This window comes from Cyclobacterium plantarum (assembly GCF_011290685.1).
Classification (GTDB): Bacteria; Bacteroidota; Bacteroidia; order Cytophagales; family Cyclobacteriaceae; genus Cyclobacterium; species Cyclobacterium plantarum.
Window position 1 is genome coordinate 126,625 of record NZ_JAANYN010000002.1, and the last position, 25,205, is coordinate 151,829.

The following is a 25,205-nucleotide window of genomic DNA, read 5'->3' on the forward strand; positions in this document are numbered from 1 at the left end:
CTCAAAACAGATTATTTTATCACGAAAAGAAAATTTCTTATTAAAAGCAACATTAGAAAAAATTGGTTCCTGAACCGCAATAAAATCCATTTTTTACAAACTTAATTTTGTACAGGTTGTTAAGCAATAAAAAAATGGGATTAAAGAAAGGACAAAAAGCACCAGACTTCACTTTACCTTCCACTTCAGGAACTGATTTTAAACTTTCCAGGGATCTTTTTGGCAAAGCCTGTGTAATTTATTTTTATCCGAAGGATTTTACCGGAGGATGCACCGCTCAGGCATGTGAGTTCAGGGATCAGTTTGCCGATTTTAAAGACCTGGATCTACCGGTTATCGGAATCAGTAAAGACGATATCGCCACTCATTTGCGATTTAAAAAAGCAAATAACCTACCCTTTGAGTTGCTATCAGATACATCAGGTGAGGTATGCAAAAAATATGATGCCCTGGTTCCTCTTATTGGAATTCCCAAAAGGGTTACTTACCTGTTGGACAAAGGACATGTAATAAAGGATGTATTCCAGGACATGCTCAATGCTAAAGCCCATATTCAGAAAATGCTGGCTAATTATTAATAAAAAAGGCTGCCCTTTTCGGACAGCCTCTTTTTTATTATTTGTATTTTATTCTGCCTAAACAGATGGAAGTTTCCATCCATTATTATAATCGGCTTTGATCATTTTATTGGCTTTTCCATTGGTAAATTTGCCTTTATCGGCTTCCCAGTAGATTTTCTCTCCCAATTTATAGGAAACGTTACCCATATGTGCATTTATAGCTGCTATGGATCCCGTTTTGATACCACAATTTAGCATGGTAGGATCATTGGCTTTTATGGATTCTACAAAGTTTTTGCAATGAATCCGCTGTGCATTACCTTCTGGTCTGACAAGCTCCATGGATTCAATTTTCTCCTTGCGCTCCCCATTTACATTTTCTGTCTCGGCGATTACCTTCCAACCTCCGCGGTTGACCACCAAGGTAGCGTTATTCCCAATAAAGGCGATACCTTCGGTTGTGCCATAGTTACCTCCATCAATCCCTGTAGCATGCTCCCAAAGCATATTAAAACCATCATATTCATAGACTGTCTGCAAGGTATCCGGGGTTTCGGAGGCATCATCCGGATAGGCAAGTTTACCTCCTGAGGCCATGACGGATTTGGGAGCACTTACTCCCATGGCGTGAAGGGCGATGTCTATCTCATGTACGCCCCAGTCTGTCATCAAGCCCCCGGCATAATCCCAAAACCAACGGAAATTAAAATGAAATCTATTGGCATTGAAAGGTCTGTCCGGTGCAGGACCCAGCCACATCTTGTAATCCACTCCTGCAGGTGGCTGACTATCCGGAACCACAGGAACAGGTTTCATCCAGCCCTGATAAGCCCAGGTCTTGACAAGTCTGATATTCCCAAGTTTACCTGATTTGACCATATTGATGGCCTGCTCGTATTGGGAACCACTTCTTTGCCATTGCCCGACCTGGACGAGCTTCCCATAGCGTTCGGCCGCCTTTACCATTAGATTGCACTCTTCAATGCTATTTGCCAGGGGTTTTTCTGTATAGGCATGTTTGCCGGCAGAAAGACTGTCCACCAGGTTTAAACAATGCCAGTGGTCAGGAGTGCCGATAATGACCGCATCAATATCCGGATCTTCCAGCATTTGCCTGTAATCCTTGTATTGCTTTGGTTTTTTACCCCTGAGTTGATTCACATCGGCTGTCCTCTGATCAAGTACATTCTGGTCTACATCCGCAAGAGCTACGCAATTGACTTCTGGTAATAGCAGGTGGCTGTTCATGTTGGACCAGCCCATTCCCTTGCACCCAATCAATCCAAAATTGATCTGCTCATTGGCAGCAACTTTGGTCTTTAAGGCATCCATATGTGCAGCCGTGACCAGGTTGGGAAGGGCTGCTGCACCCACAGATGCCAGTAATGATTTTTGAATAAATTTTCTCCTTGACTTCATGATCTTTTTGATTTTTCTATCGGGTAGGGTCAATCTAATTTTCGGGCCCAAATATTTCTGAAACTTACCGGATTACTGTGGTCCTGTATATGAAACGGAAGCTGCTCCGGGTGGGCTACATAATTGGGGATCCCAATATATTCGGTAGGGCCTTTAAGTTCTACATTGTTTTGGACCAATATCCCATTGTGAAAAACAGTGATCCTTGCCGGAGAAATCAACATGCCATTGCTGTTAAATCTGGGAGCGGTAAATACCGCATCGTAGGTATTCCACTCACCTGGAGGCCTCATGGCATTGACCAAAGGAGGATGCTGCTTGTAAATACTTGCTGCCTGACCATTGGAATAGGTTTTGTTATCATAAGAATCCAGGATTTGAAGTTCATACTTTCCCATAAAGAAAAAGCCAGAATTGCCTCTGCCCTGCCCGTTTCCGGATACTTCGCTGGGAGACCTCCATTCAATATGAACCTGAACATCTCCAAATACTTCCTTGGATTTGATACCTCCTGTTTTGGGGGCCACAGTAAGGATCCCATTCTCTACATTCCATTTGGGAAAACTTCCATCCCGATCGCTTACCCAAGCATTGAGGTCATTACCATCAAAAAGCACAATGGCATCTGCCGGAGGAAGGTGGTTTTCCTTACCCGGTGTAACCGGTTTTACCTCCGGTTCATAAAACTCGGTTGCTTCAGGTGGTAATTTTGTTTGATTTTGTTGTGCCAGAACAGCAGTAGAGAAAAATACCCCGCAAAGAAGGGCCAGGCTATAACATTTAATTTTCATCGGTTTTTTTAAGTTTATGGTTTTGAACTATTCAAAATAAGTGAATTGTACCAAATAAACCCGCATCTGAATGGATAAATTTTGGACTTTGATGAAAATGTGGGAAAGGAGGCTACTTTACCCATCCAAAACCTTCGGTTATGGAATCAGGTTTTAAAGCAAGGAAGATATGCTTACTTTCGTGCATCATTTGAAATTCCAAAACCGCCTAAAAAAATCATACCCTTCACATGAATAACCGACAGCTTTTTTTATCCCATTTGGCCCAGACCACAGATTTCCCCCTGATGATAGAAATCGAAAAAGCAGAAGGCGTATTCCTGTACGGTCCTGATGGTAAATCTTACCTTGACCTGATTTCAGGAATCGGAGTGAGTAACGTGGGCCACCGCCACCCGCATATTCTGGCTGCAATTCAGGAACAATTGGATAAATACCTTCATTTAATGGTCTATGGCGAGTATGTCCAACAACCCCAGGCTTTGTTGGCAGCAGCCTTGGTCAAAACACTGCCTCATCCGCTGGATAATGTTTACCTGGTCAATAGCGGAAGTGAAGCTGTGGAAGGGGCACTGAAACTGGCTAAAAGATATACCAACCGACGAGAAATAATTTCATGTGTCAATGCCTACCACGGATCATCACATGGCGCCTTATCCGTAGGAGGAAATGAAATATTCAAACGAGCATACCGTCCGCTTTTGCCAGGAATCAGCCATATTGAGTATGGAGAATTGGAACACCTTGAAAATATCACCGCAGATACAGCGGCTGTAATCATAGAAACCATTCAGGGAGAAGCTGGTATCCGGGTAGGCAGCAAAACGTATTTCAAAGCTCTGAGACAAAGGTGTACCGAAACAGATGCGCTTTTGATCCTGGATGAAATCCAAGCCGGGTTTGGGAGAACCGGAAAATTTTGGGCTTTTGAACATTTTGATATACAACCTGATATTTTGGTTTGCGCCAAGGGAATGGGTGGCGGCATGCCCATAGGAGCTTTCATTTCTTCCCGGGAAATCATGTCCGTTTTAAAAAACAACCCGCTCCTGGGGCATATTACCACATTTGGTGGTCACCCCGTCAGTGCTGCTGCCTCTCTGGCCACCATACAGGTCATTCATGAGGAAAAGCTAACCGCTCAGGTAGCACAAAAAGCACTTTTGTTCAGAGAGCTTCTGGATCATCCAAAAATCACAGGTATAAGAAACAAAGGATTAATGATGGCCCTGTCCTTCGACTCTTTTGAGGTGCTTAAACCAATCATTGACCGTTGCATCGTCAATGGGGTAATTACCGACTGGTTTCTTTTTTGTGACAATGCCATGCGCATTGCCCCACCACTTACCATCAGTGAAGAAGAAATCAGGCTGGCCTGTTCTCGAATTATAGCATCAATCCATTAGATAAAGAAACCATTATGAAGTCTTGCTGGTTATCAGCATGTAGAAAAATTGAATATAATGGGAAATAAACAGCAACGATTGGTCAGTGATGAAGAATGGAAAAAAAAGTTAGATCCTGAATCCTATCGTGTATTACGGCAAAAAGGAACTGAGAGGGCTTTCACAGGTGAATATTATCTTAATAAGGAAACCGGTATATATGAATGCAAGGGATGTGGGAACGAAATCTTTCACAGTAAAGACAAGTATGATAGCGGATGTGGCTGGCCCAGTTTTACGCATCCGGTTTCAGAAGATGCCATTATTGTAACCATGGATTATAGTCACGGGATGGTGAGAGAAGAAATATGTTGTGCTGCTTGCGGTGGACACCTGGGGCATCGTTTTCCGGATGGCCCTGATGATAAAGGCGGAATCAGGTACTGCATCAATTCAGTGTCCCTGGATTTCAAGAAAAAGAAAATTGAATAGTACATAAATATAAAAATGAAGCTTTGTTTTTCAATTATTTTTTAGTTTTGCATCATTATTGATAAGGCTTTACAACTGATCATCAAATTGAAAACAGCACCATGATAATGAAAATCAGCTATTTTTTATTCGCAGCGCTAATGGGAGTTAATTTCTCCCTTCAGGCCCAGGTAGAAACATCCGGTACTTCCTCTTTGGATAGTGGTACCATAGCAGAACAATTTGAATACCTGAAAAATACTTCTTCGAATTACCAGGAATATAAAGTGGTAAGCAGAAGCCAACTGGATAAAATTGAATCCAATATTCTGGACTCCATTAATTCCTACCAAAGCAGCGTTCAGGAGTTAAAACAACAGCTGAATCAAAATAAAGAACAGATCAATGCATTAAATGAAAAACTAAGCGCCACCGCCGCAGATTATGATCAGGCCGTAGCAGAGAGAGACAGTTTTACCTTTTTAGGAATGCTGCTTCATAAGAACTATTATAATAATTTGGTTTGGGGCATCATCATTTTACTTCTGCTTGTGTTGATTATCTCTTTTTTCCGTTTTAAGAGAGGCCACAGGATTACCGCAGAAACCCAACAGACCCTGGAGGATTTGCGTGAGGAATTTGAGCAGCACCGAAGAAATACCCTGGAAAGAGAAAGAAAACTCAACCGGCAGTTGGTGGATGCGCTAAACAACAAAGACACATGAGAACAATTGCCATAGACATGGATGGCGTATTGGCAGACGTTTACCGGCAGTTTATAGACATGCATTTCCGGGAAACCGGAGAAAGGTTAAACCCGGAGCAACTAAAGGGATTGACAGAGAAAGAGGCCTTTCCTTATTTATATACACATGTAAATTCAGAAGGTTTTTTCAAAAATGCGCCATTAATTCCCGGGGCAAAAAAAGCATTGGAAAATCTCAGCGCAAAATACCGTTTGTTTATTGTCTCCGCTGCCACAGAATTTCCCTTGAGCCTGACAGAAAAACAAGCCTGGCTCAATTTGCATTTTCCTTTTATCAGCTGGAAACAAATGGTCTTCTGTGGTTCAAAGGAAATCATTCAGACAGATATCATGATCGATGATCACTTTAAAAATCTGGATACTTTTTCAGGTGAAAGTTATCTTTTTACCCAACCTCATAATGCATTGACCTCTCCTGGTAAACACAAAAGGGTTCATTCCTGGGCAGAAGTGGAAAATATTTTATTGCATCACTCCTATTTGACAAAAACAGAATGATAAAGCGGGTGCTCTACAGGCCTTTGCCATTGCTTTTTCTATTTCTTTTTATATCCTGTTTTTCTCCAGAGGAAAATACTGATATCACCTTTATGTATAATCCTAAGCTAAAAACCATTCATCCCTCAGACTCCTGGAAGGGTAATCCCATGAATTCAAAGGGGGAATTCATCAACCTATACCAGCCATTCGACTCAAGTTTTGGAGATTTATGGAAATGGCAAACATCTCCGAACCCACAAAAAGAAGAAAAGGCAGCCGAAACAAGGACACTGGAATGGAATAAACAGGCAGTTATTCCAAGGGATGGAAAAGATTTTCTTATCTGGCTGGGCCATGCAAGCTTTTTGATCCAGCTCAATGGACAGGTAATTTTAACGGATCCGGTTTTATTTGATAATTTTTTTTTAAAAAGAGAAAGCCCACTTCCTTTTCCAGTAGAAAACCTTCCTCCAATTGATTACCTGTTGATTTCTCATAACCACAGGGACCACTGTGATAAAAAGAGTATTCAATTTCTGTCTGAAAATAATCCTGATATGAAAATTTTAACCGGACTGAAATTGGGTGAAGTCTTACAGGATTGGACCCGGGGCCAGGAAATTCAGGAGGCAGGCTGGTACCAACAGTACCAAACAGCTGATTTGACCATTACTTACCTTCCCAGCAGACATTGGTCCCGCCGCTGGCTTTGGGATTTAAACGAAAATTTATGGGGAGGTTTCCACATAGCCCATGCTGATAAAACAGTTTATTTTATGGGAGATAGTGGTTTTGGAAAACATTTTGAAGATATCCGGCAGATCATGGGAGACCCAGAATACTGTCTGATGGGCGTTGGAGCCTATAAACCGGAATGGTTCATGTCTCAGGCACACATTAGTCCTCAAGATGCCATAAACGCCTTCAATATACTTAAAGGGAAATATTTTATCCCTATGCATTATGGTACATTTGATCTTTCAGACGAACCAATAATGGAGCCATGGGATATATTAAACAGCAATCAAAAGGAAATCAACGGTAAACTTATTGCCCCCGTTCTGGGAAATAATTTGTTTCAGTGAGACAATCCCTGTCTATTGAGAAGCAGCTGAAAAAGGGCAAAACATTACAATTGTGGGCAAAGAAGCGGAGATAACATGATTGCCCTCCACCACTTAGCTGTTCACAATTTTATAAATTATAAATAGGAAAGATGACTCAAAAGCTTACTTCGCCAGTTTGACATCAATGGCACTCAATCCTTTTGGCGTTTTTTCTGTCTCAAAAGTAACCTGGTCATTTTCTCTAACATCGTCAACCAATCCCTTGACGTGAACAAAAACACTATCCTGAGACTCCAGGTCCTTGATAAAACCGTAGCCTTTGGATTCGTTAAAGAAAGTAACTTTTCCTTTCCTTCTCAGGTCTTCCGGATCTACGGGTGCCTGCTTGGATACGCTTACTTCTATATCCTCCAACTCTATTTTCTTTTTCTTTACCGTAGGGTCCGGAGGAGTTGAGGTAATATTGCCTTCTTCGTCTACATAGGCAATCATGTCATCCAGATCACCCCCCTTATTGGATGTGGATTTTCTGGCCTCTTTTTTTTCTTCCTTCTCTTTCTTCTTCCTTAATCTTTTCTTTTCTTTTTCCTTTTTATTGAAAGTTTCTTTCGATTTTGCCATAAATTAATTTTTGTTGAAACGTTTAATTATACCTAAATACAACATCATTCACCCGGAAAAGGTTGCCCATAGCACCAAACCTTCAATCCATTAGAAGGTTTTGAAACTGAAGAAAAAAATCAAAAACAAATGGTCTCCCGGTTCCGGATAATATGGCTTTGTTTTTTTAAGCAGGTACAAATTTGATTAAAATAATGGATTATTCCTATTTGAAATCTTTAATATATTTCACCCAGCAAGGCTAAATCGATTTTAGCCTTGCTGTAGTATGTGAAAGTATTGATGCATAATATCCCATATTTTAAACCCGAAATGACAAAGTGAAGCACAGAGAATCCGGGCCACATTTTTTATTTTTCGCCCGGCCATGCGGTTTCAATCCCCTGGGTACGAAGAAAATTTTGAAAGTCTGTTAACAAAGACCGATCGGCCCTCACAGTTGCCGGTTGTACTTCTTTATTCAATACAAAAGGAACAAGCATACCAACTGCTTCACCTATGCTCCATTCTACCGGATGCAAACGGTAACAGCCATTGGTAATATGAGTGGTACCAATGTTTTTATTGGCAGGAAGGAGGTTTTCTGTCTTTTGTGGGATCAGCGCTCCAAGCGGAATTTGAAATGGCAGGGAACCAAAATCAATATAATTATCCCCTCCACTGCTGGGGTGCAGGTCAATATGGTAGTATCCTATGCCCACACTATCAAAAAAATCGGCTGATTTAAGGTTCTCTCCGGATAATCCCGAAACCTGAGCCCGCTGCTCTGCGCCTACATGTTCCTCTAATACGGTAAACATGGATTTGATCCTTCTTGATTCTCTTACATAAGGGTACTTGGCCAAACCATCTGCAGTTCCCATCATGTCATTTCTTAACCTCAATCCAGGCCAACCTTTACCTCCATCCGGTCTTGGAGCTTCTGTTTGTAACCAGTAAAGAAGGGAAAGACTTTGCTGCTTTCCGGCCTGCACATGCTTGTTAAACTCAGACTCACTGACATCAATGATATTTCCAGAAACATAATCATTTTGAGGCCAGTTGACAATAGTGGCATCTCCCTGGTAAAAACCATGTTTGAAATTGTCCTGATGCAGGATTCTTCTGTACAACATCAGGTTTAGCTTATCCCCTGTTTTGATCCCTTCAGGATGAAAACCAAGCGCCTTAGGCTCCAGGTTTCGGGGATTACTGTAATTGAGTTCCAGCATCTTTCCTGCCCAGGGGGGATCCATTTGGGGTCGGAAATTCTTCCAGTAATCATAATCTTCCGGTTTGGGAATGGTCCAGTCTTCGCCCTTTACATAATCAATGGCAAAACAAACCGTAAATGCCTGGTTATTTTCAGGCCTGTGAAAAGGTCCTGCATGCAATTCACCCGTATCAGCGCGGGATTCACTCCCTGTAATATAGTCAGTACCCGTCAGCGGAAGCAATTCCCCAAGTTCCGTGGCATCTACAAAATAGCGGCCTTTTAACACACAATCATACCCGGAATTTAAATCCTTGGCTTTCAGATGTTCAACCCTATTACCGGTAACAGCGGCTGCCCTTATTTTATGCTCTTTTAGGATGAGGATTTTTCTGGCACTTTCATAGGATGAGAACATTTCTTCCAAAACCCTGTGAGCTACTTTTGGCTCATGACATAGTCTGGATACGGAGCCATTTCCCGGATTTAAACGGTCGTTGGCTGCTGCTTCATCCGTCAATGGGTAATGCCTTCGGTAATAGGCCCTAATATTGTCCCGGAATTCCCGATACAATACAGGTGCACCATGTGTTTCAATCCATTGGTGCTCATCAGGAGGAACCCCCTGCTGAGATAGCTGCCCCCCTATCCAATCGGTTTCCTCTGTTAAAATTACGGTCAGTCCGTTTCTCAATGCTGCAAAAGCGGCTGCACAACCACCCAAGCCTGCTCCTGCGATGACCAGGTCAGCCTCGAAAACCTTCCCGTTTTCATGGATTTTCACCCTTTTTTGATGCTCCTTTCCAGTGGATGGCATGCCCATAAGGGAGGTGGAAAATACTGTCCCCCCACCCAATGCTACCTTTCCAATAAAATCTCGTCTTTTCATGTTCTTCTTAGTTATAGGTTATTTATCAGGGCCTAATTATAATTTTTCCAGCGTCTTCCAAACTTGAAACAATCCCCTTGGTACGTGGAAACAACCTTTCCATTTACCACCTTTTAAGGGTAACTGCACCTTACCATAACGGTCCAAATAACCGAACCACTCCGGATAATCAGGATCTTTAAAATGATTCCAGGTATAATCATGGACTTTTTCAAACCAGTGCAGACATTGTTGATTGCCCGTCATGGCGTACCCCTTGGCCAAAAACACCAGGGTTTCCAAATGTACCCACCATAATTTTTGATTCCATTCCAGTTTTTCAGGAGGGTAACCTTTACTATCCAAGAAATAATAAATCCCCCCATAGGTTTCATCCCATCCGTATTCCAGGGTCTTCAAACCACAGGCCACTGCCTTATCTCTCAGATCAACATCACCAAAACGATGTGAAAGGTCCAGCATAAACCACATGGCTTCGATGGCATGACCGGGACTGCTCAGTCTTCCTTCAAAAGAATCCGAAAAACTACCATCTTCGAATACGTTTTCCAATATCAGGCCGGATTCTTTTTGATAAAACACGTCCATGACCTCCCGGATTACTTCGGAAGCCATTTCATCTACCCTTTCATCACCTAACAAATGCTCCATTTCCAAGGTGAGATTACTCAAAATCATGGGCAAAGCAAAGCTTTTCAGGTTTCTGGTACCCGGATAGGTTTTATTGTATTTTCCCTTAGGATTCTCTCTGCGTCTAAGTATATTTTCGAAGGTATTCAGGGCAAGCTTCGCATATTCCTCCCTGGGATCGATTTTGTAATAGGCTGCAAATGCCATTGCGGCAAAGCAGTCGGAAAAGATGTTGTAAGGTTGTACCAGAGGATGTCCTTTTTGGTTTAGGGAAAAGAAAAAATTGCCTTCCTTATCCATTCCATTCTTTTTTAAAAAAGAGAGCCCCAACCCGGCCATTTCCAACCAATCCGGATGCTTTTCCACCGTATCATACAACCTGGCAAACATCCACACCTGCCTGGCCTGTAACCAAACAAATTTATCCCTGTCATAAACCTTACCTTCCCGGTCAAGGCAGGTGAAATATCCCCCATAGGTTTGGTCCTTGCTGTGCTCCATCCAGAAGGGAATGATGTTGTCCAGCAACTCATTTTTGTATAAATCCAGGTATTTTTTCATGTGTTTATAATTGTCTTTAAGTTGCCATAACTTGCCCCAATAAATCGGGGTGGAATCTCGCATGTTGGATAATCATTCCTCCGTGTGTCGCTTGCGACATGCTCGATTTCATGTCTATATCGTTGTTTTTCAAAGGTCATAACTTGCCCCGTACAGATGGTTCCGATTTAGGGAGTCTTGCTTCTATCTACCGGCAGCAGGTGCTTTATACGCATACATCGGTGTGTCACCTCCGGTATGCTGGATTTCATCAAATTTTAAGTTTTATCGGTATCTGTGCCTAACCAATATGCTTCGATATCTTCCAGGCTTTTCCCGGCTGTTTCAGGAATTTTCTTCCAAATAATGTACATATAAGGCAAACACATGATGGCGAAGAAAAGAAAAGTCCCTGACGGACCCAAATTTTCCAAAAACCAGGGAGTGAGCTGCCCCACCAGGTAAGTGCCAACCCATAAGGAAAAGCCAGCGATGGACATGGCAAGACCACGGATTTTGTTGGGGTACATTTCAGAAAGCAAAACAAAAATGACAGCCGAAATGGAGATGGCCGTACAGAAAATATATACCAAAAACAAAACCAGCAGGGCCATTGATGTCCAGCCCAAAGATTCACCATAAGTGAAATAGATGCTGATCATCAGCAGGCTGATAATCATACCACTTACGCCAAAATAAACCAATTGCTTTCTCCCAACCTTGTCTATGATCAGCAATGCCAAAATTGTAGTCATTACATTAACCAGGCCCACCATCACCTGATAATACAAAGCATCCCCACCGGATAAACCACTTTGCTCAAAAATTCCCGGGCCGTAATACAACACCGCATTCACACCCATAAACTGGCCCAGGATGGCAATGGCCATTCCATACAATACGGGCTTCAATATCTTCGGATTTTTCAATAAGCCCCAATGGGTGGCGGTAGTCTTTGCGGCCTGTTCCTTTACCTCCACTATTTTTTGCATTGCCAGTTCCCTGCTTTCATACAATTGCCTAAATACTTTTTCAGCATCCGCTTTTCGTTCATGAATTACCAACCACCTTGGACTTTCTGGGATAGCGAACAAAATCAGCAGAAACAAAATGGCAGGAACCAACTCCATCCCCAGCATACCTCTCCATACTTCCTGGTGAATAATCAAATGAAGCAAGGTGTTTTCGCTGAAAAAGGCTGAAGCTGACCATTCTAACAATTGGTAATTCACCAGATAGGCACCCAGAAAGCCTACAGTAATGGCCAGTTGGTAAAGCGCTACCAGACTTCCCCTGAATTTTGATGGGGCCACTTCGGAAATATACATGGGGGAAACAATTGAAACCATGCCTATTCCTGCTCCACCAATAATCCTGTATATGACCAAAGCCTCAAAACTATGGGTAATGGCACAGCCCAATGCAGAAACAGCGAACAAAAGCGCTGACAATATCATAACCTTCTTTCTGCCCCATTGATCCGACAATCTGCCCGCTATTGCTACCCCCAGGATAGACCCAAGCAGCGCACAGCCCACATACCAGCCTTGCTCCAATGCATTTAGATCAAATTGCATGCTAACTTGCCCAATGGTTCCCGAGATCACCGCCGTATCATAGCCAAAAAGAAAACCTCCAACAGCTGCTGTAAGAGATAGAAAAACAATATACAGAATAGGTTTTTTTTGGTTCATGGGCTTAAGACAAATCACAATATTCCAAAGTTTGCTGGAATAAAATTATTGGAAACACAAAAATAGAAGGTAATCTGAAATAAAGCATAAAGATTTTATTACTTAGTCTGCATCTAATCCAAACAGCTTAGGAATAGACCAGGGTTTTTGGGGATTATAGCTAAGGTGCCCATTGGTGATGCCAAGAGGAGAAGGGAAATTATTGTGATACAACTGACCCGTACCCAATCCCTGTGGAAGGTCCGTTTGTAAAGACGAGGCGAACTGGGCAATGGCATTGAGACCAATATTGCTTTCTAAAGCAGAAGTCATCCACCAGCCTGTACCTGAATTCCCGGCAATGGAAATCCATTCCTCAGTAGCCATTATTCCACCCAGTAATGAGGGTTTCAGGATCAGGTAACTTGGTTTTACCTGTTCGATCAAAGCCTCTTTATCTTTTACATTTGACACAGCTATCAGTTCTTCGTCCAATGCAATAGGCACAGGGGAGTGTTTACATAAATAAGCCATTTCTGCGGTATTTCCGGGTTTTATCGGCTGTTCTATACTATGGACACCAAATTGACTCAATTGATTCAATTTTTCCATGGCCTCGTCCAATCCAAAGGCTCCATTCGCATCCACTCTCAGGGAAACATCATGTTCCGAATAACGATTTCGCACCATTTCCAGTAAGTTGCATTCCAAATCAAAATCCATCGCACCGATCTTCATTTTGATGCAATTAAAACCTTCCCTAAGTTTTTGATCAATTTGCCGCTTCATGAAATCTTTGTCACCCATCCAGATCAACCCGTTAATGGGAACAGGTTTTTGGTGATCATAAAAGTCACAGGAAAAAATCTTCTTCCTGCCGCCATGAATTAAATCCAGCAATGCAGTTTCCAGACCAAACCGAAGACTTGGAAAACGATCAATTTGGGGCAACTCCCGAATAGCTTGCAATATTTTCTGCCTATCCAATGAAAAAGACAGGTTTTCAACTTTTTGAATAATAGGTTTGGTTTTTGGTATAAAATCAGTGAGGTCATCCAGGCTTAATCCCCTGAGGGGACCGGCTTCACCAAAACCTGAAATCCCCGGGAAAGCATCAGCAAAAACATGTATAATAAAGGTTTCCTTTTCCTTTAAAACACCCCTGCTCGTTCCCGCTTCAAATTTAAAATCTAAAGTGTAGGGCTTGATCTGTACTTTTACTTTAAAATTATCTTTCATTTTCCTGAGATTTTCACCCTGATAACAATTTTAAAATTGTCAATTCTTTTTCATAAAAGCGTATAACATTTTTTCTTGACCTAAAATCTAAACCGGACCATTCCTTACCCTAATCCTCGACCTGACTGATTATAAAGTACCCCCCCTAAAGTCCAAAATATTTAGATTACATCGCTTCAAAGATGGCTAATTTCCCTGGAATTTCAGGATATTAATGATCCTAATTCTGCATCCCAAAATGAATTTCCCGAACCGCATTTATGCAAAAGAAAACGAATAGAGAATCTTGAATTGCCGTGAAAGGCCTATATTTGTCCGGAATTTAGGATCAAAACCATTGCCGGAAAATGCTGCTGCAAAACCCTCCAAAACTTCAGGACTACCTTTATGATTTGCCCGAGGAACTCATTGCCAAATTCCCACTCGAAAAAAGAGATGCTTCACGGCTCCTACATTTTGAGCAGGGCCATATAAGCCATCATCAATTCTCTGAGTTACCTGCGCTTCTTCCCTCCAATAGCCATTTATTTTTTAACGACACCAAGGTTATACCCGCAAGGCTACTATTTAAAAAGCCTACAGGGTCTACTATAGAGGTATTCCTTTTGAACCCCCTTGCCCCATCCAACCTGATCCAACAGAGTATGGAAAGCTCAAGCCCCGTGGTTTGGAATTGCATGATCGGAAATCTGAAAAGATGGAAAGAGGGTGAAAAGCTACAGGGAGAAATAGTACTTGAAGGCATTCAATATACCGTTCAGGCAGTATTGATAAATAAAGCAAACAAATCCGTTCAATTCAGCTGGACTCCTGCCGATTTGTCCTTTGCCAGTCTGGTTGAAGCCTGCGGGGAAGTTCCTTTACCACCTTACCTAAATAGAAAAGCAATTGATTCGGATAAATTAAGGTATCAAACGGTATATTCCAAAATGGAGGGGGCTGTGGCTGCTCCTACAGCAGGTTTACATTTCACCGATAAAAGCATAGAAAAAATCAACAAAAAGGGAATTTCTATCAATTACCTTACCCTTCATGTGGGGGCAGGAACTTTCCGGCCCATCAAACATGAAAATGTTACCGAACACCCCATGCACTGTGAACAAATGGTTTTTTCAAAAAAAAATGTACAACAGCTGCATGAAGCCAAAGGAAATATTGTTGCGGTAGGAACTACCTCTATGCGCTCAATGGAAAGCCTATACTGGTTTGGAGTAAAACTTTTAAACAAAGAAAAACCAGATTTTTTTGTTGAGAAATTATATCCTTACCAGCAACACCTGGATTTACCCTCAAAATCGAAAAGTTTTGAAGCTGTTTTGAATCACATGCAAACCAATCGATTGGAACAACTAGTTGGATCTACCGAAATATTTATTTTTCCTGGGTATTCATTCAAAGTATGTAATGGTTTAATCACCAATTTTCACCAACCTGGCTCTACATTAATGCTACTTATCGCTGCACTCACCAAAAGGCACTGGAGAGAAATATATCAGCTAGCCGTAGAGAAGAGATACCGTTTCTTAAGTTATGGAGACAGTAGTTTATTGTGGCACGATAAAATCAATTTTGACGAAAATCTGTCCAATTGAGATTTCGTTTTAGTCAAAACCGTTACTTCCCAATTTGTTTACCCCATTGATAAGCGTTTGATAATAGGTACGGCCAACAGGGACTTTTTGGTTATTTACACTTACCTCTTTAGGGGATATGGTGTTAATTTCATTGAGATTTACAATAAACGATTTATGTATCCTGAGGAAGTTTTCAGTTGGAAGCATTTCTTCAAATTCCTTTAAAATGTTCCTCAAAGAATAACTTTTTTCTCTGGTAACCAAAGTTGTATAATTACCATCACCCTTAAGATAAATAATATTCTCATATTTGACCTTTGTTAAACAGCCTTTATCACGGATAAAAATGGCATTTTTAATCAGCAAATCTTTCGATTCGTTTCTCTCACCAAATAAACCATTCATTGAATGATCTGCTATTTCCTGTATATTCTCTTTCATTCCCATAATTGTCTTTCAATCTTATAAATATTATTCTTTAAACCCGAAGAACAATCAAATGTTTGTCGTAATTCGAAAATATTTTTCCACCCTTTTATCGGGTATCTCGAATAATACCTTAATCTTCATTTGAATTTAAAAAAAAAGCATAGAACCATCTATTTCAATTGGTTATAAATATTTATAGATGTAAAAAGGCAATCTTAAAATAATTGAGCAATTGAAAAAATCACCTATCGGTAAGCTACCACCGGAAGATTGGGTGTATCATTTCAATTTTTGACCATAATAAAGGGTATAAATCATACGGGTAATATATTTTTGAATCCTTTTTTTAGCTATTCATATTTATTTTTATGTCTTTTGTTTTTTTGTCCTCTCCTTTTTATTTACATTAGAGCAATGCTTTTAAAATAAATACAAACCAATTATGTTGAATTTTATTAAAAAACAATCGTTAATTGTTCTTTTTATCATGTCCGGGCTCTTTTTATTTAGCTGCTCTTCAGAGGATGATTCACCTACTGCCTGCTCTGTTCAATGGGGGACTGAATTAAGTGATGAAATCGACGCCCTTCAACAAGCAGCGATCGCTCATGGTCAAACGCAAACTGAAGCCAGTTGTGAAAATTTAAGGACTGCTGCCCGGGCCTATCTGGATGAGTTAAGGCCTTATGGGAATTGTCAGGCGTTGACCGGACAATCAAGAACAGAATGGCAAAATGCTGTTGCAGATGCAGAGCAGCAAATTGATGACTTGGATTGCGAGCAGGATTTTAATTAAACAGGTAATTCTTTTAAAATAACTTCTCCAAAATTCTCTCCATGAAGGAGGAGTTATTTTCTTTTTTCTTTTCTTTAAACTCTACCGTGAAAGCTTTAAAAATAAGGGCGAATATTTCGGAAGAGCTTTGATCAGGGTATATTCCCCTATCTAATTTATCCATCAACTCCTCTGCCTTCCACTGCTTGTCAATGGCATTAATCATGAATTGATCTTTAAAACCAATACCCAATGTGACTATGGATATTACCGTAAAATTTCTGGCATCGAAAAGCAACCTGAAAGAAATTTGGCCATTTGGATGTTCCCAATAAAAATTTTGCGAGCTCTTTCCCCAATTAGTGGAAAAATCTCCGTAAATTGACCAGGTCAACCCCATCAACTCATAATGAATAAAATTTGTTTGTCTTTTTCGGACATCTAATTTATCTTTAAAAAAGCTGATGGCTCCTAAATCCGGGTAAAACGAGCGTTTACTCAAATCCCCACCCACTTTTTTTTCAATTGACAAATTATGTCCCATCACATAAACATCCTTTACCGATGTAACCCTACAGGATTGATCTACAAAGAAAGTTTTTCCGGAATAAAAATCTGTATCCCTCAAATAAGAAAACTCCGGGAAATGTCCGGAAGCATGTAGCGCCATTGTACAAACATATTCCTTCCCGTCAGTCAACCGAAATCCTGAAATATTGCCCGATTGGTCAAGCAAATATTTCTCTATTTGCTGACCAAACAGGACCGTTATGCCATTATTTTTTAATTGTTTGGCTAAAAGACAGGCCTCTTCACCAGGAAGAAATCCTTCGGCCAAATAATTACTTTTGCAAACCAAATATGTCTTTATTCCAAAAAATGATAATCTTTCTGCCATGGCAATAGCAGGAAAATCATTTCCTTCAATGACCGCAACATTATTAACATCTTTGATCCAGGAACTAAATTCACAACTGGAATGATAATTTTTAATGTGTTTAAGCTTATGGTTAAGCAAGGCTTTAGGCCGATTTTCGTTGACCAAAATCAATGAATCGTACTGAAACACTCCTTTTTGGCAAAAAATTTTTTTCGCATTAAAATCAATACTTTCCACCTTTGAAAAAACAAAAAAAACACCCTTCTGATCCGCAGATTCACCAGGATCAATTTGGTTAATCTTAAGCTTTAGTTTCGTCAAACTACACAAGCATTGCAGAAAAAAAAGATCTGTCCAATCCTGTCCTATGATGGTTATCCTCCCTACTAATGGCTGTTTTTCCAGATATAAAAGATAGTCTGCAACGCTGCTTCCTGTTCCTATCAGAACTGTATGAGTTGGATTAATTTGGTGTGAACAATTTTCCATTTAACTTGATCCTGACTGATACTACTTTAAAAAAAGTAACTACTTACTTCAGTACTGATTTTTCAAGAATCAGGCCAAAATTAGAATGTCAACAGAAAAAATGAATTTTCGCTAGGCTTCCTCCCCTAGTATTTTTGAAGGCCTCACTGGATCTTTTCTCCTTAACCCAAACCCCTCAATAGCAAATTTTTTTAGGTGATTTTCCATATCTTCAATACTATCAGTCAGCAAAAACAGATCAAGATCAACGTTGCTTATGGTACCAAATTCAGCCATGGCCTTTAAGTGCTGATATAGATGGGCATGGAAATCCTTACCCATTAACACTACCGGGAATCTTTTCATTACCTGAGTTTGAATAAGAGTCAATGCCTCGAAAAATTCATCCAATGTACCAACCCCCCCTGGAAGTACAATAAATGCATAACTGTATTTGGAAAGAAGTACCTTTCTAACAAAGAAATACTTAAAATTCATGAATTTATCTAAATATACATTAGGGTATTGTTCAAATGGCAAAATAATATTGCACCCAACAGATTTCCCGCCAGCCATCTTAGCACCCTTATTGGCTGCTTCCATAATTCCTGGTCCCCCACCGGTCATGACAGTAAATCCCATATGACTCACAACTCTCCCTACATTCAACCCTAATTCATAATATTTATCACCTGGCTCGAAACGGGCTGACCCGAAAACCGTTACACATGGCCCAACAAAATGAAGCATTCTGAATCCACGGATAAATTCCAAAAGTACCTTTACAATAAATTTAAAATCCAGATACCTGCTTTGAGGACCAGCCATAAAAGCCTCTTCCTCAGGATTGATTAATGGATTGCTTGTTTTTTCGGGCTCTTTCATCATGATTAAGGATCGATCCTTGTGTAAAGTAAACGTTGTATTGCCACCATAGGCGACCAAATAAACAAAAAAAATTAGAAATTTAATCAAGCAACTATTAAATGAGGAGAAAATTAGATTATATTTAAATTCTGCTTAATGATTGGCCTAATCCTGTTCTAACCTATTCCATGATACAACGAATACTTTTTATTTTTTTCCTCATGATGCAGGTTCAAATACTGTTCGCTCAAACAAACTTTATCAACCGGTATGAACAAATCATTCAATCCTATCCTGAAATTCATACCGGTACACAATACATAGAACAAAGAAGATCTCTCGATGGTCATCCTTACTTCGCTACATCAAAAATGGAAAATGGGACCTTGACTATCAGCGGCTTCGTTTTTGAAAACATTCCCGTTCAGTATGAAATATGGGATGATCTGATCCTATCCTTTTCCAGTGCTTTCAAGCAAAAAATGATCATGAATCACGCAAAAATTGATGGTATTGTATTAAGTGACGGTACCATTTTTACAAAGAAGTCCCAACCAGATGGTTTTATTTTTCATAAAAATGGTTTTTACCGGGAAATTATCAAAGGCCAAACCGGACTATATTGTAAACACCGCAAACAAAGGAAACAAGAAACTTCAACAGCGGAACTTATCAGAAGCTATGAAGAAGTGGAAAAGTATTTTTTTGAAATCAAAGGGCAACTGGTGGCCGTTCCTGCAAAAAGGAAGATTTTTCCACTGCTGGAATTAAATAAGAAATCAGCCAGGCGAGAGCTAAGAAAAAATGGACTGCGTTATCGGAAAAACAGGGAAGCCTATTTAAAAACCCTGGTCTACCTGTCGAATGAGGGGGAATGAAAATGAAAAAAAGCGTATTTTCCGGTATTTTGCTTTTTATAGCTACTACTTCTCTTCTTTTCTCTCAGACTCCGGAAAGAGATCGGATCAGCGGCATCTTTTCAGGTCTGGATTTTGGCCGTTTTGCCCAAATGGTAGAGGATAAATCATCTTTCAGGTTCTTTTATAAATCCGATGATGTCAAAGAAATAACCGTCAATATTAACGCCTATGACAGTCCAATTGAAGACCTGCTAAGAGAAATATTACAGCCTGCAGGTGTGTTTTTTACCATAGATCAACAAAATAGAATCTTTCTCAGTAAGGATAAAGCATTGGAAGTGAATCTTCCGGCTGGTTTTTTCCGAATCCAACCGGAGACGGATGAAGACGGGAAGCGCATCAACCCTTCAGCGGAGAGAGTAAACCGGGATTTTGCCAAAAACCGGTTATGGGAAGTGGGAGATGGCAGTTCTAATCCAGCAAGCGAAAATGGTACCATTAGCGGAAAAGTAACAAGTTTTGAGTCGGGTGAACCTATAATCGGAGCATTGGTCTACACATCGGATCAGGATGCCAGGTCCATTTCTGACGAATCTGGTAACTATGTCATTACCTTGCCCAAAGGCCGGCATACACTTATCTTCCAAAACTTCGGGGCTTACCAGGAGCAGCGCCAAATCAATTTGTCAGGTGATGGACGACTCGATGTTGCCATGGATGACAATATCATCTCTCTTTCCGAAGTAACCGTCACTTCAGAAAAGTCTGCGAATATCGAAAGACCTGAAATGGGCCTGGCCAACATTACTGTCCAATCACTAAAAAAACTGCCGGCGGTCCTGGGTGAGGTAGATGTTTTAAGGGCCGTGCTGACCTTACCTGGCGTAAAAACGGTAGGGGAAGCCAGTGCAGGATTTAATGTACGTGGTGGCGCTGCGGATCAAAACCTGATCTTGTATAATGAGGCTACCATCTACAATCCCACCCACCTTTTTGGGATGTTTTCCGCCTTCAATCCAGATATGATTGAAAGTGTAGACCTATACAAAGCAGGTATTCCCGTGCAATTTGGAGGAAGGCTTTCTTCCGTCCTGGATGTGAAAAGCAAGTTTGGCAATAAGGAAAAAATTCAGGGCGGAGGAGGAATCGGGTTGATGACCAGCCGGTTGTATCTGGAGGGACCGCTGTCAGAAAACACCACCTTTGCCATTGGCGGCAGGGGAACCTATTCCAATTGGCTGTTTGGTTTCCTGGATGAGGATTCGGAATTCAGGGACAGCAGGGCATCTTTTCATGATTTAAACCTGAATTTCAAACATTCTCCGGACCCAAACAATGAGTTGAGGCTTTCGGCTTACTGGAGTCAGGATGCATTTCGTTTTGACAGGGATACTTCCTTCCGTTACCAAAATCTAAATATCAATGTGGGTTGGACACATTATTTCAATGACAAATTGGAAGGTCAATTCCATCTTGGTCATGATCAATATGGTTTTGGCGTAGTAAGTGAACAGGATACACTCAATGCTTTTCGTTTCGGTTTTACAATGGACCAAAGCAGCTGGAAAAACCATTTTACCTATGAGATCAGCGATAAACACCGGCTTAGCTTTGGCATGAATCATCTATTTTACAACCTCAATCCGGGCAAACAGACTCCCCAGGGTCCGGAATCTATTGTCTTAAATGAAAGGGTAAACAGGGAAAAGGCGCTTGAATCAGCATTTTACATAGGTGATGAATTTGAAGCGAATCCTAAATTGCTGATTAATTATGGAATGAGGTATGTTATTTACAATTACCTGGGCCCAAACAGCGTCAATCAATACCCCTTCAATTCCCTCAGGACCGAGGAGACCAAAATCGGAGAGCGTGCCTACGAGGCTGGGGAAATCATCAATACCTACCAGGGACCCGAAGTAAGGATTTCTGCCATGTATGCCATAGACAATTTCACCTCCGTCAAAGCAGGTTTCAATACCATGAGGCAGCACTTGCACATGTTGACCAATACAGCGGCCATCGCTCCCACCGACACCTGGAAACTGAGCGATCCCTACCTTATGCCCCAGACAGGAAGGCAGTTTGCCATAGGCTATTTTAAAAATTTCAAAAACAATATCATCGAGACTTCCGCAGAAGTCTATTACCGAAATATGCAAAACCTGGTCGATTTCAGAAGTGGGGCTACACTGATCCTGAACAATGACCTGGAGCAGGATGTACTCAATACCCGAGGCCGGGCCTACGGCATTGAACTGATGGCCAAGAAAACCCAGGGCAAGTTAAATGGATGGATCAGTTATACCTATTCCAGATCCTTGCTGGAAACCAATCCCAACGAAAGAGGAGAAAAAGTCAACTCGGGAAAATTATACCCAAGTAATTTTGATCAACCCCATGATATCATGCTGGTAGGAAATTTTGAATTTACCAAAAGGATCAATACGTCTGTCAATGCCAATTACAGTACAGGAAGACCTATTACCTATCCCGTGGCCAAGTTCAATTACAATGGCTCAGAACGGGTATTTTATTCCGATAGAAATGCCTACCGCATCCCTGATTATTTCAGAGTGGACCTTTCCTTTAACATTGAAGGAAACCATAAGATCCGTAAGCTGGCACATGCCTCCTGGTCCCTGGGTATATACAATCTTCTTGGCAGGGCCAACCCGTATTCGGTTTATTTCTCTCCGGTAAATGGGACGATTCAAGGGTACCAGTTATCCATTTTTGCCAGACCCATTCCTTTTATCACCTATAATTTCAAGTTTTAATGGATGTCCTGCTGAGTAAAACTTCATGGTATATTATTGCGATCCTATTGTTGTGCAATGTAGCCTGCCGGGAGCCTTTTTTCCCGGAGATCAGTGATCTCGATCAAAATATATTGGTCGTTGAAGGATATATAGAAGTAGGTGGAGGCACTACACAAATTAGCCTCAGCAACAGCTTATCTTTATATGGTGCTGATTCGGATGCTCCCAGCCCTCGCGGGGAAATCATGATTCAGGGAGAAAGGGAAGGTGAGTGGTTGCTCCAGTCTATGGGAAACGGATACTATCAGCTCACCGAAAACCTGCCGGAAAACCAAAACTATACCTTAAGCATAGAACTGGATAATGGGAATAGTTATACCACAGACCCGATCAAGCCCATGTTCAGTCCGGAATTTGACATTAGTTTTACCCATCAGGAAGGAGATGTTCAGCTGTATGCCAATACCGGTGGAGATGATCAGAACGAGTTTTTCCTATGGGTCTATGAGGAAACCTGGATGTACCGTACCCCTTACATCTCCTATTATACCTACGATGAGATAAGTGGCAATATGGAGTTTCTTGACCAGGAAGATTTGACCTACCAATGTTGGAGTTTTGATCGATCCAGAAGGATAATTCTGGAATCTTCAGCCAGGTATGAAAACAACCAGATTTTTCAAAAAGAACTGTTAACCATAGACAGTCTCTCCGAAAAACTGGGAATCCGATACCGGATCAGTGCCAGGCAATATGTGCTGGATAGGGAGGCCTATGTATTTTGGGAAGGCCTTCGCAGAAATTCAGATGATATTGGAAGCATTTTCAGTCCTTTGCCTTCTGCTGTAAACAGCAATATCTACCATACCGAAGATCCTGATAGCCCGGTAATAGGATATATATCAGCGGGTATTTCCAGGGAGAAAGAAATGTATATCAGCCGGGAAGATATAGGACCCTGGAGGACCGAAATCAGAGATTATCAAGGCTGTGAAATCGACACGGTAGCCGTAGCGGATTATGATGAGAAGTTTGGGCAAAGCAATTATGTGCCGCTTTATGAAGATTGTGAGACTTTTCCCTGTTCGGGTTACTTTGCTTCCACAGCAGAATGCACCGATTGCAGGATAAGGGGAGGTACCACCAACAAACCTGATTATTGGAAAGATGAATAAAAAGAAGAAAAGCATACAGGTTTTCATGAGCAAAGTCTTTTGCATGGCTACCGGAATGGTGTTCTCTATGGTATGTCCACTGCTAGCCCAGGAGGAACGTGCCACGCCAAAGGAGGATATTTCCGTGCAGCTATCCAATAGGGTTTTATTAACAGAAGAACAGCTTTGGATGGACATCAAGGTATTGGCACAAAATGAGCCCAGTCCTTCAAAAGTAATCTACATGGAACTGTTGGACAGGGAGGGAGTACCTGTCATTCAGGAAATGGCCAATTTAAATGCAGGAAGAAACCAGGCATATCTGGAAATTCCTTCCACCATAGATTCAGACCATTACCTGCTCAGGGTGTATACCAGGATCAGCCCTTATACTTCGGGAAGTAAAGGTGTATTTCAGGATATCATTACCATTATCAACCCCGAAAAACCGCCAACAATCAGCAAAAAACCCCGGACTGGTACCAATAAAGAATTGGAAAACCCAGCCTTTACCGGAAGTACCGAAAACAGTTCTTCGGAACAGGTCAAACTCACCTTACCCAAAGCCCCATGGCTCTCGGTTGTCATTCGGAAGGCAAATCCATCCCTACAACCGGAAATAGCGCTGGATTTCGACAAAATGTATGGAAAGATTAACTCAAATACGCCGCTAATACCTGAGCTTTTCGGTCCTATCATCAAAGGAAGGGTTCTGGACAATACCGTGGATCCGGAAGGCTTCTATTACCTTACGGCTCATGGCAAACAATTTCATCTTTTTATCAGCAGACCGGACAGTACCGGTACCTGCTATTTTGAAACAGGTAATTTCAATCATTACGAGTATGTAGTGGTCCAGGCCTCAGACCCTGAACAGGAAGTAAACTTTATCCTGGATTCCCCTTTTTGGGAAGCCAGACCAGGTAAAAACTTCCACTTGCCTGATTTGGTAATGGTACCGGAGGATAGGGAATTCCTGGAAGAACGCTTACTGGCAAGGGCCAGCCATCAGTATTACCTGGCACCCGAAAACCTGGCGGAAGATTCCATCCCCTTTCAGTTCATTACGGATTTCAACTACCTTTTGGACGATTACAACCGTTTTGATGACATGGCCACTGTCATCAGGGAATATGTACCCACGGTGCTGGTAAGGAGCCAGGACAGGAAGACCATCTTCAAAAACTTCAATATCCCCTACAATGAGGTATTCCAGGAAAACCCTTTGCTATTGATAGATGGCATGCCTGTTTTTGGAAGTGATGATTTTGCCAAATTCAATCCCAAAAATATCCGCAAAATGGATATCATCAACAGAAATTTTTACATCAAGGACCACAGCTTCAATGGTTTGGTGAGCCTGAGTTCCTTTGAAAATGATTTTGGACGTTTTGATTTACCTGAGAAGGCATTGTTTATCGAATACAGGGGGCTACAACACCCGAAAAGGTTCACAAATAAAATCAATAACACAGAAAAACGGTCTCATTTTCCGGATTTCCGAAACATCCTTTACCAGGGTACCTCCAGTGAAGCCGGACAGGAGCTGTACTTTAGCCCATCCCTGCTCCAGGGCCCATTTATCATGAGCATTCATTATCGGGATAGCCTGAATAACAACTGGGAAAATGAAAATTACCTGATCGATTTGGAATAATACCCAGCTGTGGTGATAAAAATCACAGGTTCGGTATTTAAAAAGCTGCATTTTTA

22 protein-coding genes are annotated in these 25,205 nt (G+C 41.2%); 12 read left to right on the forward strand and 10 right to left on the reverse strand.

Going from position 1 to position 25,205, the window contains the following annotated elements:
* The first annotated feature begins 134 nt into the window (after positions 1-134).
* Positions 135-578, forward strand: a complete 444-nt coding sequence (locus G9Q97_RS04635) for a peroxiredoxin (protein ID WP_166143651.1) — start codon at positions 135-137, stop codon at positions 576-578.
* A 57-nt stretch (positions 579-635) separates the two neighbouring features.
* Here G9Q97_RS04635 and G9Q97_RS04640 read toward each other — a convergent pair whose 3' ends face one another.
* Positions 636-1,979, reverse strand: coding sequence for a Gfo/Idh/MocA family protein (locus G9Q97_RS04640; protein WP_166143653.1), 1,344 nt, complete (start codon positions 1,977-1,979; stop codon positions 636-638).
* 29 nt (positions 1,980-2,008) lie between these two features.
* Entirely contained in the window at positions 2,009-2,770 is a 762-nt protein-coding gene (locus G9Q97_RS04645) for a 3-keto-disaccharide hydrolase (RefSeq protein ID WP_166143655.1), read from the reverse strand.
* A 230-nt stretch (positions 2,771-3,000) separates the two neighbouring features.
* Between G9Q97_RS04645 and G9Q97_RS04650 the strand changes: the two genes are divergently transcribed.
* The 5 genes from G9Q97_RS04650 (at position 3,001) to G9Q97_RS04670 (ending at position 6,957) form a co-directional block, all read left to right on the forward strand.
* Positions 3,001-4,176, forward strand: a complete 1,176-nt coding sequence (locus tag G9Q97_RS04650) for an aspartate aminotransferase family protein (RefSeq protein ID WP_166143657.1) — start codon at positions 3,001-3,003, stop codon at positions 4,174-4,176.
* Between the two features lie 57 nt (positions 4,177-4,233).
* The gene (msrB, locus tag G9Q97_RS04655) at positions 4,234-4,647 is read left to right on the forward strand and encodes a peptide-methionine (R)-S-oxide reductase MsrB (protein ID WP_166143659.1); all 414 of its coding nucleotides are present in this window, start codon (positions 4,234-4,236) and stop codon (positions 4,645-4,647) included.
* A 107-nt stretch (positions 4,648-4,754) separates the two neighbouring features.
* On the forward strand, positions 4,755-5,351 hold the full coding sequence (locus tag G9Q97_RS04660; protein ID WP_246255417.1) for an HlyD family secretion protein: 597 nt from the start codon (positions 4,755-4,757) through the stop codon (positions 5,349-5,351).
* Positions 5,348-5,890 carry a 5' nucleotidase, NT5C type gene (locus tag G9Q97_RS04665; RefSeq protein ID WP_166143661.1) on the forward strand — a complete coding sequence of 181 codons (543 nt, stop codon included), beginning with the start codon at positions 5,348-5,350 and terminating at the stop codon, positions 5,888-5,890. Before G9Q97_RS04660 ends, G9Q97_RS04665 begins: the two co-directional genes overlap by 4 nt.
* Positions 5,887-6,957, forward strand: coding sequence for an MBL fold metallo-hydrolase (locus G9Q97_RS04670; RefSeq protein WP_166143663.1), 1,071 nt, complete (start codon positions 5,887-5,889; stop codon positions 6,955-6,957). The genes G9Q97_RS04665 and G9Q97_RS04670 overlap by 4 nt, the downstream gene beginning before the upstream one ends.
* A gap of 144 nt (positions 6,958-7,101) precedes the next feature.
* Here the strand turns inward: G9Q97_RS04670 and G9Q97_RS04675 are convergent, their stop codons facing one another.
* The 5 genes from G9Q97_RS04675 to G9Q97_RS04695 form a co-directional block, all read right to left on the reverse strand.
* Positions 7,102-7,560 (reverse strand): cold-shock protein, encoded by a 459-nt coding sequence (locus tag G9Q97_RS04675; protein ID WP_166143665.1) that lies wholly within the window; start codon positions 7,558-7,560, stop codon positions 7,102-7,104.
* A gap of 350 nt (positions 7,561-7,910) precedes the next feature.
* Positions 7,911-9,641, reverse strand: coding sequence for an FAD-dependent oxidoreductase (locus G9Q97_RS04680; protein WP_166143667.1), 1,731 nt, complete (start codon positions 9,639-9,641; stop codon positions 7,911-7,913).
* A gap of 36 nt (positions 9,642-9,677) precedes the next feature.
* Entirely contained in the window at positions 9,678-10,832 is a 1,155-nt protein-coding gene (locus tag G9Q97_RS04685; protein ID WP_166143669.1) for an AGE family epimerase/isomerase, read from the reverse strand.
* A gap of 257 nt (positions 10,833-11,089) precedes the next feature.
* Positions 11,090-12,523, reverse strand: coding sequence for a sugar porter family MFS transporter (locus G9Q97_RS04690; RefSeq protein ID WP_317168718.1), 1,434 nt, complete (start codon positions 12,521-12,523; stop codon positions 11,090-11,092).
* A gap of 84 nt (positions 12,524-12,607) precedes the next feature.
* Positions 12,608-13,723, reverse strand: coding sequence for an o-succinylbenzoate synthase (locus G9Q97_RS04695; RefSeq protein ID WP_166143673.1), 1,116 nt, complete (start codon positions 13,721-13,723; stop codon positions 12,608-12,610).
* 347 nt (positions 13,724-14,070) lie between these two features.
* Here G9Q97_RS04695 and G9Q97_RS04700 point away from each other — a divergent pair, with 347 nt between their 5' ends.
* Complete coding sequence (locus G9Q97_RS04700; protein WP_166143675.1) at positions 14,071-15,315, forward strand: S-adenosylmethionine:tRNA ribosyltransferase-isomerase; 1,245 nt, start codon at positions 14,071-14,073, stop codon at positions 15,313-15,315.
* 9 nt (positions 15,316-15,324) lie between these two features.
* Here the strand turns inward: G9Q97_RS04700 and G9Q97_RS04705 are convergent, their stop codons facing one another.
* Positions 15,325-15,738, reverse strand: a complete 414-nt coding sequence (locus G9Q97_RS04705; protein ID WP_166143677.1) for a LytR/AlgR family response regulator transcription factor — start codon at positions 15,736-15,738, stop codon at positions 15,325-15,327.
* A 430-nt stretch (positions 15,739-16,168) separates the two neighbouring features.
* Between G9Q97_RS04705 and G9Q97_RS04710 the strand changes: the two genes are divergently transcribed.
* A complete protein-coding gene (locus G9Q97_RS04710) occupies positions 16,169-16,522 on the forward strand; it encodes a hypothetical protein (RefSeq protein WP_166143679.1) in 354 nt (117 codons plus the stop codon).
* Positions 16,523-16,535: 13 nt separating this feature from the next.
* Here G9Q97_RS04710 and G9Q97_RS04715 read toward each other — a convergent pair whose 3' ends face one another.
* Entirely contained in the window at positions 16,536-17,870 is a 1,335-nt protein-coding gene (locus tag G9Q97_RS04715) for an FAD-dependent oxidoreductase (RefSeq protein WP_166143681.1), read from the reverse strand.
* 111 nt (positions 17,871-17,981) lie between these two features.
* Positions 17,982-18,737: an LOG family protein gene (locus tag G9Q97_RS04720; protein ID WP_166143683.1), complete on the reverse strand. Its 756-nt coding sequence runs from the start codon at positions 18,735-18,737 to the stop codon at positions 17,982-17,984.
* Positions 18,738-18,904: 167 nt separating this feature from the next.
* Here G9Q97_RS04720 and G9Q97_RS04725 point away from each other — a divergent pair, with 167 nt between their 5' ends.
* From G9Q97_RS04725 to G9Q97_RS04740, 4 genes are read left to right on the forward strand one after another with little or no spacing between them, the layout of a single operon-like run.
* Positions 18,905-19,594 carry a hypothetical protein gene (locus G9Q97_RS04725; protein WP_166143685.1) on the forward strand — a complete coding sequence of 230 codons (690 nt, stop codon included), beginning with the start codon at positions 18,905-18,907 and terminating at the stop codon, positions 19,592-19,594.
* Positions 19,591-22,356 carry a TonB-dependent receptor gene (locus tag G9Q97_RS04730; protein WP_166143686.1) on the forward strand — a complete coding sequence of 922 codons (2,766 nt, stop codon included), beginning with the start codon at positions 19,591-19,593 and terminating at the stop codon, positions 22,354-22,356. Before G9Q97_RS04725 ends, G9Q97_RS04730 begins: the two co-directional genes overlap by 4 nt.
* Positions 22,356-23,513 carry a DUF4249 domain-containing protein gene (locus G9Q97_RS04735; protein ID WP_166143688.1) on the forward strand — a complete coding sequence of 386 codons (1,158 nt, stop codon included), beginning with the start codon at positions 22,356-22,358 and terminating at the stop codon, positions 23,511-23,513. The genes G9Q97_RS04730 and G9Q97_RS04735 overlap by 1 nt, the downstream gene beginning before the upstream one ends.
* Complete coding sequence (locus tag G9Q97_RS04740) at positions 23,506-25,149, forward strand: hypothetical protein (RefSeq protein ID WP_166143690.1); 1,644 nt, start codon at positions 23,506-23,508, stop codon at positions 25,147-25,149. Before G9Q97_RS04735 ends, G9Q97_RS04740 begins: the two co-directional genes overlap by 8 nt.
* The last annotated feature ends 56 nt before the right edge of the window (positions 25,150-25,205 follow it).